17 protein-coding genes are annotated in these 15,886 nt (G+C 38.9%); 10 read left to right on the top strand and 7 right to left on the bottom strand.

Annotated features, from left to right (window positions below; translation table 11 throughout):
• Window positions 1–40 precede the first annotated feature (40 nt).
• The gene (locus ACW6QP_RS04695; protein WP_457909695.1) at window positions 41–682 is read right to left on the bottom strand and encodes an NUDIX hydrolase; all 642 of its coding nucleotides are present in this window, start codon (window positions 680–682) and stop codon (window positions 41–43) included.
• Here ACW6QP_RS04695 and ACW6QP_RS04700 point away from each other — a divergent pair.
• Window positions 681–1,436 (top strand): peptidylprolyl isomerase, encoded by a 756-nt coding sequence (locus ACW6QP_RS04700; RefSeq protein WP_457909696.1) that lies wholly within the window; start codon window positions 681–683, stop codon window positions 1,434–1,436. The genes ACW6QP_RS04695 and ACW6QP_RS04700 overlap by 2 nt on opposite strands.
• Before the next feature lie 86 nt (window positions 1,437–1,522).
• A complete protein-coding gene (locus ACW6QP_RS04705; protein ID WP_457909697.1) occupies window positions 1,523–2,479 on the top strand; it encodes a hydrogen peroxide-inducible genes activator in 957 nt (318 codons plus the stop codon).
• Window positions 2,480–2,540: 61 nt separating this feature from the next.
• On the opposite strand, the gene ACW6QP_RS04710 is transcribed toward ACW6QP_RS04705, so the two are convergent.
• From ACW6QP_RS04710 to ACW6QP_RS04720, 3 genes are all read right to left on the bottom strand, one after another.
• Window positions 2,541–2,738 (bottom strand): hypothetical protein, encoded by a 198-nt coding sequence (locus ACW6QP_RS04710; RefSeq protein ID WP_457909698.1) that lies wholly within the window; start codon window positions 2,736–2,738, stop codon window positions 2,541–2,543.
• A gap of 132 nt (window positions 2,739–2,870) precedes the next feature.
• Window positions 2,871–3,671 carry a TIGR00266 family protein gene (locus ACW6QP_RS04715; protein ID WP_457909699.1) on the bottom strand — a complete coding sequence of 267 codons (801 nt, stop codon included), beginning with the start codon at window positions 3,669–3,671 and terminating at the stop codon, window positions 2,871–2,873.
• Between the two features lie 10 nt (window positions 3,672–3,681).
• Window positions 3,682–4,149, bottom strand: a complete 468-nt coding sequence (locus tag ACW6QP_RS04720; protein ID WP_457909700.1) for a DUF4442 domain-containing protein — start codon at window positions 4,147–4,149, stop codon at window positions 3,682–3,684.
• 141 nt (window positions 4,150–4,290) lie between these two features.
• On the opposite strand from ACW6QP_RS04720, the gene ACW6QP_RS04725 reads away from it, so the two are divergent.
• The 7 genes from ACW6QP_RS04725 to ACW6QP_RS04755 all read left to right on the top strand — a co-directional run bounded on the left by ACW6QP_RS04725 (window position 4,291) and on the right by ACW6QP_RS04755 (window position 9,729).
• Window positions 4,291–4,824 (top strand): DUF4870 domain-containing protein, encoded by a 534-nt coding sequence (locus ACW6QP_RS04725; RefSeq protein WP_457909701.1) that lies wholly within the window; start codon window positions 4,291–4,293, stop codon window positions 4,822–4,824.
• On the top strand, window positions 4,821–5,165 hold the full coding sequence (locus ACW6QP_RS04730) for a PadR family transcriptional regulator (protein WP_457909702.1): 345 nt from the start codon (window positions 4,821–4,823) through the stop codon (window positions 5,163–5,165). Before ACW6QP_RS04725 ends, ACW6QP_RS04730 begins: the two co-directional genes overlap by 4 nt.
• A complete protein-coding gene (locus ACW6QP_RS04735) occupies window positions 5,158–6,909 on the top strand; it encodes a PspC domain-containing protein (protein WP_457909703.1) in 1,752 nt (583 codons plus the stop codon). The genes ACW6QP_RS04730 and ACW6QP_RS04735 overlap by 8 nt, the downstream gene beginning before the upstream one ends.
• A 312-nt stretch (window positions 6,910–7,221) precedes the next feature.
• The gene (locus ACW6QP_RS04740; protein WP_457909704.1) at window positions 7,222–7,452 is read left to right on the top strand and encodes a hypothetical protein; all 231 of its coding nucleotides are present in this window, start codon (window positions 7,222–7,224) and stop codon (window positions 7,450–7,452) included.
• Window positions 7,453–7,662: 210 nt separating this feature from the next.
• Complete coding sequence (locus tag ACW6QP_RS04745; protein ID WP_457909705.1) at window positions 7,663–8,181, top strand: DUF4269 domain-containing protein; 519 nt, start codon at window positions 7,663–7,665, stop codon at window positions 8,179–8,181.
• 60 nt (window positions 8,182–8,241) lie between these two features.
• Window positions 8,242–9,168, top strand: a complete 927-nt coding sequence (locus ACW6QP_RS04750) for an alpha/beta fold hydrolase (RefSeq protein WP_457909706.1) — start codon at window positions 8,242–8,244, stop codon at window positions 9,166–9,168.
• A 102-nt stretch (window positions 9,169–9,270) separates the two neighbouring features.
• Window positions 9,271–9,729, top strand: a complete 459-nt coding sequence (locus ACW6QP_RS04755) for an SRPBCC family protein (protein ID WP_457909707.1) — start codon at window positions 9,271–9,273, stop codon at window positions 9,727–9,729.
• Here the strand turns inward: ACW6QP_RS04755 and ACW6QP_RS04760 are convergent, their stop codons facing one another.
• The 3 genes from ACW6QP_RS04760 to ACW6QP_RS04770 form a co-directional block, all read right to left on the bottom strand.
• Complete coding sequence (locus ACW6QP_RS04760) at window positions 9,730–10,164, bottom strand: response regulator (RefSeq protein ID WP_457909708.1); 435 nt, start codon at window positions 10,162–10,164, stop codon at window positions 9,730–9,732.
• A 30-nt stretch (window positions 10,165–10,194) separates the two neighbouring features.
• The gene (locus ACW6QP_RS04765) at window positions 10,195–14,160 is read right to left on the bottom strand and encodes a PAS domain-containing protein (RefSeq protein ID WP_457909709.1); all 3,966 of its coding nucleotides are present in this window, start codon (window positions 14,158–14,160) and stop codon (window positions 10,195–10,197) included.
• A 152-nt stretch (window positions 14,161–14,312) separates the two neighbouring features.
• A complete protein-coding gene (locus tag ACW6QP_RS04770) occupies window positions 14,313–14,666 on the bottom strand; it encodes a 4Fe-4S dicluster domain-containing protein (protein ID WP_457909710.1) in 354 nt (117 codons plus the stop codon).
• A gap of 120 nt (window positions 14,667–14,786) precedes the next feature.
• Here ACW6QP_RS04770 and ACW6QP_RS04775 point away from each other — a divergent pair, with 120 nt between their 5' ends.
• Entirely contained in the window at window positions 14,787–15,839 is a 1,053-nt protein-coding gene (locus ACW6QP_RS04775) for an acyl-CoA reductase (RefSeq protein ID WP_457909711.1), read from the top strand.
• Window positions 15,840–15,886: the final 47 nt, after the last annotated feature.

Here is a 15,886-nt window from a genome sequence, read left to right on the forward strand (position 1 = left end):
CAACGAATTCGCAGGGCGGGCAAATATACTAAAAGCAAGCTTAATAACTTTTGCACATCATTTCTCTTATCTCACTTAACATCATAGCCGTTGCACCCCATACTATATGTCCTTTTAATTTAAAGGCCGGCACCAGGATATTACTGGCATAGCGGGTACTTAAACGCTCTTTCACCAAACAGTTTTCATCGAGAAAATCTGCAAGTTCCACCTCAATAATTTTTTCGACTTCATCTTCCTGGGCCACCATTAAGGGAGTTTTTTCCATAAACCCCATATATGGGTGTACCCAAAAATTACTCGGCGGAATATATAACCGGGTTAATGCTTTTATCACTTGTATCTCATTCTGTGGGATTCCCACCTCTTCCTCGGTTTCTCTAAGAGCTGTATGCTCCAGATCCCTGTCACTGCTTTCCAGCTTTCCGCCGGGGAAGCCAATTTGATTGGAATGAACGCCTTTATAAGTTTTTCGAAGTATAAGAACCATACGGGTAAGCTGGCTTTCAGATGGGTAAAAAAGCGCCATTACCCCGGCACTATTGGGGTTACGGGCTTCAATATCTAAACCTTCCAACTCCTTAATTCTGCGTTGCGGCACCAGTTTTTTGTGCGCAGCTAAGCCGGGAAGGTCTAAATTTTTTAATTTTGGAATAATATTTAAAAACTTCTGAAACTCCATGCGCATTCAAATTTCGATCTTTAGTCTTTTTGCTATTCTGATTTTTGCAAGTTGTGAAGATAAGCAATCTTCCCGGAAAAATACTTCGGAAACCCCCTCAAAAAGCACTGCTGATGCAGAAAAACGACGCCTGGATTCCATAAAAACCGCCTACCTCAAAGATGCAAATGATACTGCTTCAGAAGAGAATCCTTTAGATAGTATTTTACCGATTCCGCAGGAAAGGCTTATGCCCTTTTTAAGGGAATACGGCCGCCAAAATCCTGAAACCCGGGTGTTGATCACCACTGAATTTGGAGAGATAGAAGTAAGCCTCTACCGGGATACCCCATTGCATAGAGCGAATTTTATTTTACTGGTGAAAGAGGGATATTTTGATGACACTTATTTTCACAGGGTGGCACCAGGATTTGTGATCCAGGGAGGAAATGCCGATAACAGGGCAACCAATTATAATCGCAATCGCATAGGTTCTTATTTGATTCCCAGTGAATTTAAGGCTGGTCATAAACATCATTACGGGGCATTTTCAGCAGCTAAATACAATGAACAAAACGTGAGTAAAGCTTCCTCTCCCTTTGAGTTTTTTATCGTGATGGATAAGCAGGGAACCCCGCATTTAGATAACGATCATACGGTATTTGGCCGGGTAACCAGAGGAATGGAAGTAGCCGAGAAAATCGCAGAAGTAGAAACCGGAAATTCAGAATGGCCGGTAGATAATCTAGAGATGAAAATTGAAATTCTGGATTAAGTTTTAAAGTATAGTCAAATCTTTGATTTGATTAATTTAGAATAGAAAAAACCAATACCTTTGCCGGAAACAAGATCTACAAATCTATGACCATAACTCAACTTCATTATGTACTTGCAGTAGCAGAGCATAAGAATTTCACCAAAGCAGCTCAAAAGGTTTTCGTTACTCAACCTACCCTAAGCATGCAAATTCAAAAGCTGGAAGAAGAGCTTGACGTTTTGATCTTTGATCGTAGCAAAAAGCCTATACAGCTAACCGAAACCGGGAAAAAAATTGTGCAGCAAGCCCGAAATATAGTGAATGAAAGTGACCGTATTCAGGATATCGTAGATCAACAAAAAGGTTTTGTAGGTGGAATTTTTAGACTGGGAGTGATTCCTACCGTTATGCCTACACTTTTGCCAATGTTTATTGGGAATTTTATCAAAAAATACCCTAAGGTTAAGCTTAAGATAGAAGAACTCAATACCGACGCTATAATTGAACGCCTAAAGGAAGGACATTTAGACGCAGCCATAGCGGCCACTCCGCTGGAATTGCCGGGAATTAAGGAAAACCCGTTATACTACGAACCATTTGTAGCTTATATACCTGCAGCACATAGAATGCACGGAAAAGATAAAATTGGAATCGACGACCTGGAAATTGAAGATATTTTGCTTCTGGAAGATGGCCACTGTTTTAAAGATGGGGTGATCAATCTTTGTAAAAGCAATCGCAACTTTAGAGACGATCATTTTCAATTGGAAAGCGGAAGTTTTGAAACCCTGATTAAACTTTCAAACGAAGGGCTTGGAATGACCCTGCTCCCCTATTTGCACAGTCTGGATGTAAAAGAGTCGGAAAAACAAAATATTCGGATGTTCCAGGATCCGGTGCCAGCCCGTGAGGTGAGCTTAATCTACAATCGCAGCGAATTAAAAATGCAGATTATCGAAGCCTTAAGAAGCACAATTGCAGGGGTAGTAAAAGGCGCCATAGCTTTTCAGGATGTGAAAATTATTAGCCCATTAAATAAAAAGAAAGAATTTCAAACCTAATCCCTGTCACGAAAGCAAGTTAGGATTACCTAAAAACAAAAAAGCGGCTTTCGCCGCTTTTTCAGTTATTAAGATAAATTAGACATTGGTTCAATTGCGGATTTTGCCGGGTAAGGGCTAAAATCCAGATTTTAAGTTCTTCAATTTCGTGAGGTAATAACCTTTGCAGGGCTTTTTTCACCTCCTTGCAGAACAAAGTAGCATCAAAACTCACCTTATTCAGGACTGTTTTGGTGTACTCAAACATTGCTCTCGCCATAGTTGCATTAAAGATTAAGTTATTAGTTAGATTTTCTGAAAAAGTAGAATTGGTCTATAGGCGTGAAATTTTGATGTCTAAATATATTAAAACTTTTTAACATTTAAAATCAAAAACTTTAATTTAACGGGATTATAATCTGTTATCCCCGCGCATAATATCTCCCAGGCCTCCAAGTACGCTGCCTTCTCCCTTATCTTTGCCACCTCCCTGAGGTGCTGCCTGCCAAACTCTACTGGCTAATCTGCTAAATGGTAAAGATTGTACGTAAACCACCCCGGGTCCCGTAAGTGTGGCGAAAAACAAACCTTCTCCGCCAAACAGGGTGTTTTTAATTCCGCCAACAAATTCAATATCGTAGTTAATATTTCTGGTAAATCCAATGATACAACCTGTATCAACTTTTAATTTTTCACCGGCTGCTAGTTCTTTTCTGGCCATCGTACCCCCGGCGTGAACAAAGGCCATACCGTCGCCTTCTAATTTTTGCATTATGAAACCTTCGCCTCCAAAAAATCCACGGCCCAGTTTTCGGCTAAATTCAATACCAATGGCCACCCCCTTTGCAGCACAAAGAAAGGCGTCTTTTTGACAAATAAATTTCCCTTCATAGCGGGTAAGATCTATTGGAATGATTTTACCGGGATAAGGAGATGCAAAGCTTATTCGCTTTTTTCCCTGCTCTTCATTGCTAAAAAGCGTCATAAATAAACTTTCACCGGTTAACAATCGCTTGCCTGCACCTAAAATTTTACCTAAAACGCCCTCATTTTTGGAGGAGCCATCTCCAAAAATCGTATTCATTCGAATGCCGTTATCCATCATCATAAAGTTTCCGGCTTCAGCAACTACGGCTTCCTGGGGATCGAGTTCCAGCTCGACATACTGCATTTCTTCCCCGAAGATCTGGTAATCTATCTCGTGTGCATTCATAATTATAGAATTATGCTTTTATCGCAGGTTTTAATTTTATGGTCCATTCAAAATCAAATTCGGCAACCACTTCCCCGGCCTGGTTAAGGCCTGTAGACTTCAACCAAAAAGTCTGGCCTTCACCTGTCTCTATTGCTTTCTCTAGAAGTAACGGAATTTTCCCTCCTTCGGTACAGGCAAAGCTTATCTTCCCCGTAGCTTTCTTTTTAAAAACAGCCTTGTTTTGAGCCACCAGCATAGAAATTTTATGGGGTGATTGTTGAAGTGCATTCATCACCAGGGCGCCCGTACTTAATTCGGCCGCCATAGCCTGCACGGCAAAATACATAGACTTGAACGGATTTTGATTGATCCAAGAATGCTTTACCGTGGTAACGCAACTGGTTTCTGAAACTTCTTTTACCCTTACCCCACACATATATGCGGCCGGGAGTTTGAACATTAAATATTTATTTAGCCTGGATGCTGTAAAGTTCATGTTGTTTGGTTTTGCTACAAATTATTCAAAATTATTTACTTATCGAATACTTCAAATAATTAATAAAATGTTAAATTTAGGTACTATGTTTTGCAAAATACCTTCTTTTAGATATATATTTGTATTCAAATCTAATATGTTATGGACTCATCAATCAAAAAACAGGATACTACTCTGGGAGTATTAATCCATTTATCAACCTTTTCGAAGTATTTCATTCCCTTCGGAAATTTTATTCTGCCATTAATATTATGGCTTACGAAAAAAGAAGACAGGTTTATAGACCATCACGGGCGAAGTGCGCTTAATTTTCAAATCAGCCTGTTTCTCTATTTCGTGGTACTGGTAGTTGGTGGTATTGCCGGGCTGGTTTTTATAGCTTCGGGAATAGGAATGCTGGATGAATTGTATATAGGACCACAGCATCATCCTTTCGAAGAACTGAGTAAGGCATTACCACTGCTTACCTATATTATAATCTTTGCGGTATTACTACTGGCCTTGCTTATTCTGGAACTCTTTGCTGTAATAAGCGCAAGTATCAAGGCCGGGGAAGGTAAATATTATAAATATCCGCTTAGCATTCCGTTTTTAAAACCGGAAAATCCAGTTAATTCATCTAATCATCAATCAAAAAATGAACAGTCAAACAACACTCAAAACTCTACGCTATGAAGATTGAAAACACCAAAGCACAAATGCGTAAAGGGGTGCTGGAATACTGCATACTTTCGGTACTTCGCGATGAAGATGCCTATGTAGCAGAAATTCTGGAAACTCTAAAAGACGCTAAACTCCTGGTGGTAGAGGGTACCATTTACCCCCTGCTTACCCGACTTAAAAATGCGGGCCTACTAAGTTACCGCTGGGAAGAATCCAGTAGTGGGCCACCCCGCAAATATTACGGACTTACCGAAACCGGTAAGATTTTCCTTAAAGAACTTACTTCCACCTGGGAAGAGTTACAAACCGCTGTAAACATCGTAACCACTCAAAAAAAGAAAAATCATGAATAAGACAGTAAATATAAACCTAGCCGGTATTTTCTTTCATATAGATGAAGATGCTTATTCCAGGTTGCAACACTATCTGGATACTATAAAGCGCTCTTTTTCCGATTCTCAGGGAAGAGATGAGATTATAGCCGATATCGAAGCCCGTATAGCTGAATTATTCAATGAGAAGCTCAAAAACGAGCGTCAGGTAATTCGCATTAAAGAGGTAGAAGAGGTAATCGCCATTATGGGCCAGCCCGAAGATTATGTGCTGGATGATGAAATTTTTGAAGATGAACCCACAAGAACCGAAAGCCGTAAAAGCCAAAAACAACTTTTTAGAGATACCGATAACTCTTATATAGGTGGTGTATCTTCGGGACTTGGGCATTATTTGAACATCGATGCTATCTGGATTAGAATCTTATGGATTTTGCTCACCATTTTCTCGAGTGGCGCCTTTATTTTGATTTATATCGCTTTATGGATTTTTGTTCCAGAAGCCAAAACTACAGCCGATAAACTTTCAATGCGTGGTGAGGAGGTCACAATCACAAATATTGAAAAGAAAATTCGTGAGGGTTTTGATAATGTGGCTGAAAAGGTAAAGGATGTAGACTACCAGAAATACGGGAATAAAGCCCGTAGTGGTGCCGATTCAGCTGCAAAAGGCCTGGCCGATGTGATTAAATTCATCGTAAATGTTTTTGTGAAACTGGTAGGAGTTCTCTTGCTACTGGTTGCCGGGGCTACTTTAATTAGCTTGTTTATCGGTTTAATTACCGTGGGCACCTTTGGCATCATTGAAGCACCCTGGGCAGACTATGTAGACCTGGCCACAGGAGGCGCACCACTTTGGCTAATAAGCCTTCTGGCTTTTTTCGCTGTGGGAATTCCGTTTTTCTTCCTTTTCATTCTGGGTTTAAAAATACTGATGAAAAAGGTAAAAACCGTGGGTACTACTGCCCGCCTGGTTTTGTTGGGAATCTGGTTGCTTTCGGTTATAGGTTTATCCATTTTTGGAATCCAGCAAGGCACCAGCCGTGCTTTTACTGAAGATGTTAGCAGCTCTCAAACGCTTCCGATTAAGCAGGGCGACACGCTTTACCTAAGAATGCGCAGCAATAATAATTTTTCCGGAAGGGATTATCGCAATAGTGAATTCAGAATTAAATATGATGAAGCTGGCAATAAGGTGATCTATGGAAATAACATCAGGCTTTTGGTGAAAAATACCAACGATTCTGTGGCACGTATGGAAATTAGAAAACAGGCCGACGGCAAAGATTACCAGGATGCCAGAGAAAGGGCCGCAAATATTAACTTCAGCACCGAGTTTAGCAATAATACCTTGCTGGTAGATAGTTATTTAACTGCAGAACCACAGTATAAATTCCGAAATCAGGAAGTGGAGATCAGCATTTTTCTACCTGCGGGAAGCAGCGTCTTTGCCGATGCCAACACCTCTTCCTTTCTGGGATATTCGAATTATAACGGAAACATTCTAAAATCGGGTGATGAGGAGAAATATTTCAGCATCACGCAAGATGGAGCCGAATGTCTTAATTGCCCAACCTACGAATCTTCTGAAGATTCCTGGGACGAGGAGCCAACCGATAATTGGGATGAAGAAGACGATTACCAAAGACCGGTACAGGACAGCTTGAATGAAAGTTTTAACAGCACCGGGGAGTTCATCCCCGGGCCTGCGCCCCGAAACCGATTAATTGTAAATTATAGTTTAGGCCACTTTATAAAAGTTTAATTATGAAGATTTTGCTGAATATTTTTATACATCTTCTCCTGGCAATTTTCGGTACTGCTTCTGAAGAGGTTGATAGGAAAACAGCTATGGAAAGCTTTAATGATCTGGAAATTGTTACTTGTCCTGAAATAATTTTAAAACCGAATTGTTGATTATTCAAAACCTTCCAAAAAATGGGAGGTTTTGTTTTTTCTTAAGGGGCAGTACTACCGAAGCCATTTCAGATTAAAATTCAATTAAATGATAGGGTGGCCCATTTCTTCAAAAGAAAATTTAGTAATTTTAATTTGCTAATCACTAAACCAACACTTTATGAAATTCTATGTAAAACTTAGTTTATTATTACTGGCTTTCAGTCTTAGTTTTACTTCCTGCCGCGAAGAAAGGGAAGAAAAATCTGAACTTCAGGAAATGATGGAAGAAGAAGATGCCAAAGTAAAATCGAAAGAAGGTAAGATTAAAGTAAAAACTGATGATAAAAAGGTAAAAATCAAAACCGACGATGATGGAGAAGTGAAGAAGAAAGTAAAAATAGACGATTAAATTTTATACTTTTTGTCTTTATGTTGAAGCTGCCTGGAAATTGTTTTCCGGGCGGCTTTTTTTTATTCAAAAGTTAAAGAAATCCTTAAAGTATAAACCTGGCGTTAAAGTCTTCCCTGTTTCCCGGTTTTTTTTTGCTGTGGGGCTTAGGCATCTTATATTCGCTGCCAAACAAAGAAACTGAATAAAAATTCTTGAGTCAATTGCTTTATGCTGAAATTTCAGGACCCTTCCTATCTTAAAAAAGGAACCGAAAAACAAAAGAAGGCATATCGACTGCTCACCCAAACCCGAACCCTGGAAATACTCGGTAAATTTACGCCTGTACTCACCGGTAGTCTTCCTTTAGATATCGATACTCAAAATAGCATAAGAATTAACTGCTGTTGGGAAAATAAAGCTGAATTTTTTAAAACACTTAACCAGTTCCAAGAAGAGGAAAATTTTGAAATCCGGGATATAGACCTAAGAGGGATTGACACCATTTATTGCTGTTTTGACCTTGGCGAATTTAAGGTGAGGCTCATGGGACAAAACTTTCCGGTTGAGCAGCAGGAATCTTACTTGCATTTGCTCAAAGAAGCCCTAATACTTGAAAAAAAAGGCGAAGACTTTAAACAGGAAATAATTGAACTTAAAAAAATTGGTCTGGAAACCGAGCCTGCTTTTGCTTACCTGCTCAACCTTAATGGGGATCCCTATTTACAGGTTTTGGAATACCGTCTATAAAATTTCAATTTTAATGTAACAAACTCATCTTTTATAGGTCAATAGAAAAAAGACCTAAAGATGAAAACTACTACCCACTTTTTTAAAGCCTGCCTGTTTGGCCTGCTTTTTCTATTTTCAGCTATACTTCAAGCGAATGAACGTTTTATTACAACTTCAGACGGGGTAAAACTTTATGTAAAGATAGCCGGCCAGGGCACTCCCCTGCTCTACATTCACGGCGGCCCGGGTTCTGGGAGTTACTGGTTCGAGCAGTTTTTCGGTGATTTTATGGAGCAAAATTTTCAGGTGATCTATCTGGACCAACGTGGAGTTGGCCGTTCTTCCAGCCCTCAAACTGAAGATTATTCCCTCGAAAGAATGCTATTGGATTTTGAAGAAATTCGAATGGAGTTAGGCATCGAAAACTGGTTAAGCTTAGGTCATAGTTTTGGTGGAATTTTACAATCAGCTTACGCCACCCAATATCCTAAAGCCAACCTGGGCCTGCTTATGATTAACTGCACCCTGAATCTAAATAAAAGTTTTTGTGAGAGCTGGAGTCCCAAAGCCGCAGAATTTTTAGACGAAAATATACCGGGCTGTGAGAATGATACCTTGCCACTAATGGGAAGAATGGGCCAACATATTGAGAAATTAAGAGAAAAAGACCTGTTCTGGAAAATGGCTTATAAATACCAGGAGAATGATTCAATTTTGAATGCTACTTATAACGACATTCCCAACTGGAATTCTTCGTTTAGTTCAAGAGCCCTTAACATAGATGATTACTGGAAAGATTTTAGCCTTGATACTCCTAAAATAACAATCCCGGTTTTATTCTTTTACGGCACTCAGGATTGGATGGTTGGTCCCCACCACTATGAAATCATCGATTTTCCCGAAATGATATTATGGAAAAGTGATGGTGGACATATTCCATTTTTGGAGGATAAAGCAGAACTTGCCAGGGCCATAGAGACTTTTAAATTAAAATACCATTTTTAAATTTAAATGTGTTGCAAATTAGTAAATCATTAAAAAAACAAGCTTTTGGCACTTAAAATGCCTATATTTAAGGATATTTTATTTTTTTTCTAAAAAAATTATATGTCCTTAAATATTAAAAAAGAGATTAGAATCAATAATGGTGGGGGTAAAGTTTTTAAAGCACTTATAACCCCCACCTCTATTCAAAAATGGTGGGGCGCCAGCCAGGTCATTGTCGTTGCCGATGAAAATGGAACTTTTGCCGCAACCTGGGGTGAAGATATAGATAAACCTGAGTATACTTCAACGGCAAAAATTAGTCATTTTGAGCCCCATACCCGGTTAAAACTTAAAGATTTCACTTATTTAAGGCTGAATGAATACCTGCCGTTTAAGGCAAAATTTGAAATCGATTTTAAAATTGAATGCTACAACTCTTATTGTGTATTGGTGGTAACACATTCAGGTTTTCCGCGTGGTCCTGAGGCCGATGAGTATTATACCTCGGCAGGGAAAGGTTGGGACAGGGCCTTACAGGCCATAAAAGACCTGGTAGGAGAAAAACCTAAAGCCTGGTAATTATACCACCGGGCTATGCAGCTTAGCCAGATTTATCCAGAAATCTTTAATTTTTGATACCGCTTCCATAAAATCATTCACTTCTATAGGTTTGGTGATATAGCAGTTTGCGTGATTTGAATAAGATTCATTGATATCTTTTTGAGAAGATGAGGTCGTAAGCATTATTACCGGGATATGTTTAAAACTGTCATGGCCTTTGATATATCTCAAAACTTCATGACCATTATAACGTGGCAGGTTTACATCCAGTAAAATTAAGTCTGGACTTTGGGCATCCTCAAACTTCCCGGTTTTGTTTAAAAAATCCAGAGCCTCCCGTCCATCCCTGGCGATACTTAGTTTATTTAAGATTTTACCCTCTTCCAGGGCTGCAGTAGTAAGTAAGATATCCCCTTCATTATCCTCTACGAGTAAAATATGAACTGAATGCATAACTGGTTAGTTTTTATTAGGTTTTGAGGTTTAAATTTTCTGTTCTTCAACCCGACTTATCGGCAGACTAAAGTAAAAAGTACTGCCTTTTCCTTCTTTGGAAGTGAGCCAGATTTTCCCGCCAAGATTTTCGATTATCTTTTTGGTGATAGCCAGCCCCATTCCGGTACCTGAATATTGTTCGCGATTGTGTAACCTTTGAAAGATAACAAATATTCTCTCAAAATAATCCTGCGAAATGCCTATCCCATTATCTTTTATCTTGAAAACCCACATATCTTCCTGGTCTTCACATTCAATGGTTATTTTTGGGGGTGCCTCCTCTTTACTATACTTAAGTGCATTTCCAATTAAATTCTGAAATATTTGTCGGGTCGAAGCCCTGGGAGCTTTGATCTCTGGCAAATTCCGGGTACTGATTCTTGCTGATTTCTCCTGAATTTGTTTATAGTATAAGTGTTTAATTTCTCCTATTAGTTCTTCGAGGTTAATTGTTTCCAATTTATCTTCCTCTCTCCCAACCCGTGAGTAATCAAGAAGATCAAGGATTATTTCCCGCATTCGTTTGGCGCCATCTACTGCAAAATGAATATAGCGGCGACCTTTGTCATCGAGTTTTTCAGAATATTTATTTTCAAGTTGAGTTAAAAAACTGGTCACCATTCGTAAAGGTTCCTGAAGGTCGTGGGAGGCCACATAGGCAAACTGTTCCAGTTCGGCATTTGATACTGCAAGTTCCTTTGCCTGCTTCACCAAATGATCATTTAATTTTTTAAGGGATACCTCATAGATCTTACTTTCGGTAACATCAAGCATTGCACCTACCATTCTCAAAGCCTTGCCATTTTCATCACGCACAACAAATCCGCGGTCTTTTACATACCTGTAATTCCCATTGGCGTGGAGATACCTATATTCCTCTTCCCAGTTCAGCTTGTTTCCATCAATACATTCAAGTATGCTTTGATAAGCTCTCTCTGTATCTTCCGGATGAATATGATCGGTCCAGCTGCTAATATCGGTACTTAAGCTTTGAATAGGGTATCCAAAAAGCTCCTCAAAGCCCTGGCCCCAGTATATTTTCATTTTAACCAGATCCCAGTCCCAGATCGCATCTGAAGTTGCTTTGGTAACGTAATTAAATCGTTCATTATGTAGTTTTAATTCCCTCTCCTTCAAATGAGATTCAATGATAACCTGAAGAATTTTAACAGCTCTTATTACTATATTTTCTTCAAAATAAGAAGGTTTTCGGGCCGACTTATGATTCACCGTAAAAACAGCGAGCATTTCACCCGAAGCATTCATCACAGGATATGACCAGCCTGAGAAAAATCCCTGTTTGAGAAGTTGTTCCTTAATACAGGAAGCGGGCAGTTTTGAAAGATCTTCAATAATTACCTCTTTTTTCTCTTCTACTGCCCTGTCAAAACTGGCTAGAGATTTCCCGGGTTTAAGTCCATTCTCCAGAAATTTCAAATAATTACTTTCCTGGGTATTTACCCAGGAAAATAAAGCAGCATTTTTAAAATTCTGCAGAGAACAATGCATTCCCGGCATTATCTTCTCAATTTCTTCCAGATAAAATTTAATTATACTCTTTAAATCCCTGGATTTCTGAAAATGAAGTTCAAAGATTTGCTTTTCAAGTTTTTCAAGATCTCTGAAGTATTTTTTCTCGGTTATATCTCTCGAATTAGCCACAATCCCGTTTATTGCAGGATCATCAAGCCGGTTGGTTAAAATAGTTTCCAACCAGCGCCATCCACCTGCTTTATGTCTAAACCGAAAAGCCTCTATTTCAACTCGCTTTTCCTCAAAAATTTGGGTTAAAGCTTTGGTAGCCTTAGGGGTATCGTCGGGATGAATAAAATCAAAAGCATTATTTCCTTTTAAATCCTGGGGGTCAAAACCAAGTTGGGTAATAGACGATGGGCTGGCGTAAATATAATCCCCATTTTTATCCAAAAGCGCAATAAGATCGGCTCCTTCCTGTACAAGACCCTTAAACCGCATTTCGCTGAGCTGCAGTTGCTTTTTAGCCTCCTTGATTTCCCGGGCATCCCTTGCAATAGCATACATTAGCTGATCTTCTTCTACCCAGCGTGCAGACCATATCACGGATACAACTTCACCACATTTGGTTACATACCTGTTTTCAAAGTTTGTTACAGGTTTACCATTCATAATAGATGCTGCAACCTCAAGGGTGATCTGCGCGTCTTCTTTAAAAACAAAATCGATAAACTGACGACCCTTTAATTCTTCAGGAGTATAGCCAAACAATCTTTTAGAGGAAGCTCCAATTTCCAGGAATTTACCTTCTGCATCAATTATGGAAATCACATCTAATGATTGTTCCATAATATTTTCCAGCCTGCCGCGGCTTTTTTGCAAATCAATTTCAGCTTCCTTTCTTCGGGTAATATCGGTCATAAAACCTCTTAACAAAGGCGGTTTTCCTTCTCTTTTTACCACACTCACAATGTCATTCAACCAAACGCTTCGTCCCTCTTTACTTATCATGCGATATTCGAACTGGTGATTGCGCCCCATTTTAACTTCATTGGAACAAAATCCAATCGCGAAATCTTTATCCTCAGGGTGAATATGATCTGGCCAGAATTTAGGAGAAGAATACCACTCATCGGGGGTATAACCTAAAATATCTATACTCTGCGGGCTTACAAAAGTAAATTGAACAGTATCGGCCTTTGCTTCCCAAAAAATTCCATCAATACTTTCTACCAAATTTTCGTATTGTTCCCTACTTGACATTAGGGCTCTTTCTATCTCTTCCTTTTCCTGCTGCTTTAATTTTTCCTCGGTAACATCGGTAATGATAGAGTCCCAAATCACGCTGCCATCAACCATTCGATGAGGTGTCCCACTTCCGCGGTTCCAGCGTAAGTCCTTAGTAGGATGAAATATTCGCCATTCATGTTTCCAAATGCTTAACGTCCGGAAAGATTTATCGATACTTTTCTTGTGATCTTCCAGATCTTCGGGATGGTAAAGGTCCCAGATTTTACTATTGTCCCGGGAGGCTTCTTCAGCGCTTATGCCCCACATTTCTAGACTGCCATTGCTTAGGTACATAAGTTTATCGCTGCCATCGGGATATTTTTTATATCTGAAAACCACCCCGGGAATATTATTATTTACATTCTCGAGTCGCTCTTCAGCAAGTTTTCTGGAAGTAATATCCTGTGTAGCGCCAAAAACTCTGTGGCAAACTCCATTTTTAAATTCGGAGCGGCCGGTAGCCCGAACCCATTTTTCTTTGTTTTTAGCAGTTATAATTTGTAATTCAATATCGAATGGCTGCTCCAGTTCAATGGCATTATTGACCGCATTGGCTACTGTTTTCTTATCTTCATCGGTTTTATAAAAATTAATTGCTGAATTCAAATCTGGTTCAAAATCTTCAGCTACTTCGTGAATTTTACGAACCATATCACTCCAGTATAATTTTTCCTCTATGAGATTTAATTCCCAACTTCCAATCAAAGCAACCTCCTGAGATTCTTTTAACCTGATTTTGCTCACCTGAAGCTTTTTTATAGACTTCTTCTCTTTTTGCCTTAAAATGACTTTTGTTGTAATATCCTTTACCAGGTGTAGTATATAGCTAAGGGTACCGGCCTCATCTTTTATGGCAATATTATTAACCTCCCAAAAACGCTTCTTTAATTCTCCGGTTTCATTATCGGGTAAATCGTAACGCAATTTTTCGATTTTATGAGATTCCAGATTCGAAATTGCCGAAAGAATGGAATTGCTTAAAAGCTGCTGAAACTTCTCTTCTTTGCCTGGGTTTCCGGGGAAAGCTTCAAAAATTTTCTTTCCTAAAAGGTCTTCTTTTGAAATGCCTGTAGTTTTTTGATACTTCTTATTTACCCTTAAGATGGGATATCCCGGTACTTTTGCATCTAATAAAAGGCAGTTTTCAGGAAATGCATCAAAAATTTCCCTGAGTTGAAACGACTGAATCATAAAAGCTATTTTTTCTGAAACCTTTATGCGGCTACCCAGTAAATATATAAAAATCTAAAAAAATTGTTAAAGCTAATTGTGACTACTTAAGTTGATTTCAAAAAAAAATCCCACTGCATTGGGTGGGATTCTAAAAAGAATAATATTTTTTTCTAAGCATCCTCGTGCATAAAGCGCTGTTTTGCCAGCAATTCTTCCTCGGTTTCCACATTATCATCATCTGGAACACAGCAGTCTACCGGGCACACAGCGGCGCATTGAGGTTCTTCGTGAAAACCTTTACATTCGGTACATTTATCGGGAACTATATAATAAATTTCATCGCTAATAGGTTCCTGCGGCTCTTCGGCATTCGCTGCTTTTCCATTAGGAAGCACAATATCACCTTCAAGATCGGTGCCATCGGCATAGCGCCAGTCGTCGGCACCTTCATAAATCGCCGTATTAGGGCATTCGGGTTCACAGGCTCCGCAGTTTATACATTCATCGGTTATTATAATGGCCATAACAATTTTTATTTAGGGTCAAACCAAAGGTTCCAATCCATATTTTAGGAATATGCCACCTTAAGCTTTAATTTCGCAAACACAAATTTAAAGCCAATAGCATTCATAACCAAATAGGATATGGGGATAGATGAAAGAATAGCAGATTTTGAAATCCTGGGGCAATTTCTGGGACAATTTGGAGTAAATTCAAATAAAAAGCAGGATAATTTACCATTTAATCAGGAAGTCTTTGAAAAATTTGATGAGGCCATAAATAGTTCTATTCACTATAATGGTTGGTTTACCCGGGAGAACATCGTTTTTTCACTTCAGCAATGGCATAATGCTCTCAAACGCAAAAATCTGCAATCCTGGCTTCAGGCTTATGATTTGGAAAATTCAGGAGGAAAAAAGGTGGGAATAGTGATGGCCGGAAATATTCCCCTGGTTGGTTTTCACGATTTCATTTCTGTATTGCTCACAGGGCACAGTGTACTTGTAAAATTATCTTCACAGGATAAATTAATGCTCCCTCTTATAGCGCAATATTTGATATTACTAAACCCTGCTTATAAAGACAAAATCGAATTCACCGAAAATCAGTTGCAGGATTTCGATGCCGTTATAGCCACAGGCAGTGATAATACCGCCAGGTATTTTGAATATTATTTTGGAAACAAGCCAAATATTATTCGAAAAAACAGAAATTCGGTTGCAGTTCTAAGCGGGAACGAAAGTCACGAAGATTTAAAGGCACTGGGAGAAGACATTTTCAGATATTACGGATTAGGCTGTCGCAATGTTTCAAAATTATATGTGCCGCAGGGATATGATTTCGATGCATTTTTCAAGGCTATATATGAATGGAGAGATATTATTCAGCAGAATAAATATGCTAATAATTACGATTATAATAAGGCCGTGTACCTAATGAGCGAGTTTAAATTGTTGGAAAACAGTTTTCTAATCCTAAAAGAAGATCAAAACTTTGCTTCCCCTATCGGCGGATTGTTTTATGAATTTTATTCCGATGAAAAAGAATTAGGGCAAAAATTAAAAGATAACCGGGATAAACTCCAGTGTATTGTGGGCAAAGACAAAAATCAAATTCCATTTGGAAAAACCCAGCAACCCAAACTCTGGGATTATGCCGATGGAGTAGATCCTATAGCCTTTTTACAGCAATTGTAAATCCCTGAGCCTTTCATTTAAACCTGATATTATCATTTTACTAACAG

Source organism: Salegentibacter haimaensis, assembly GCF_054121495.1.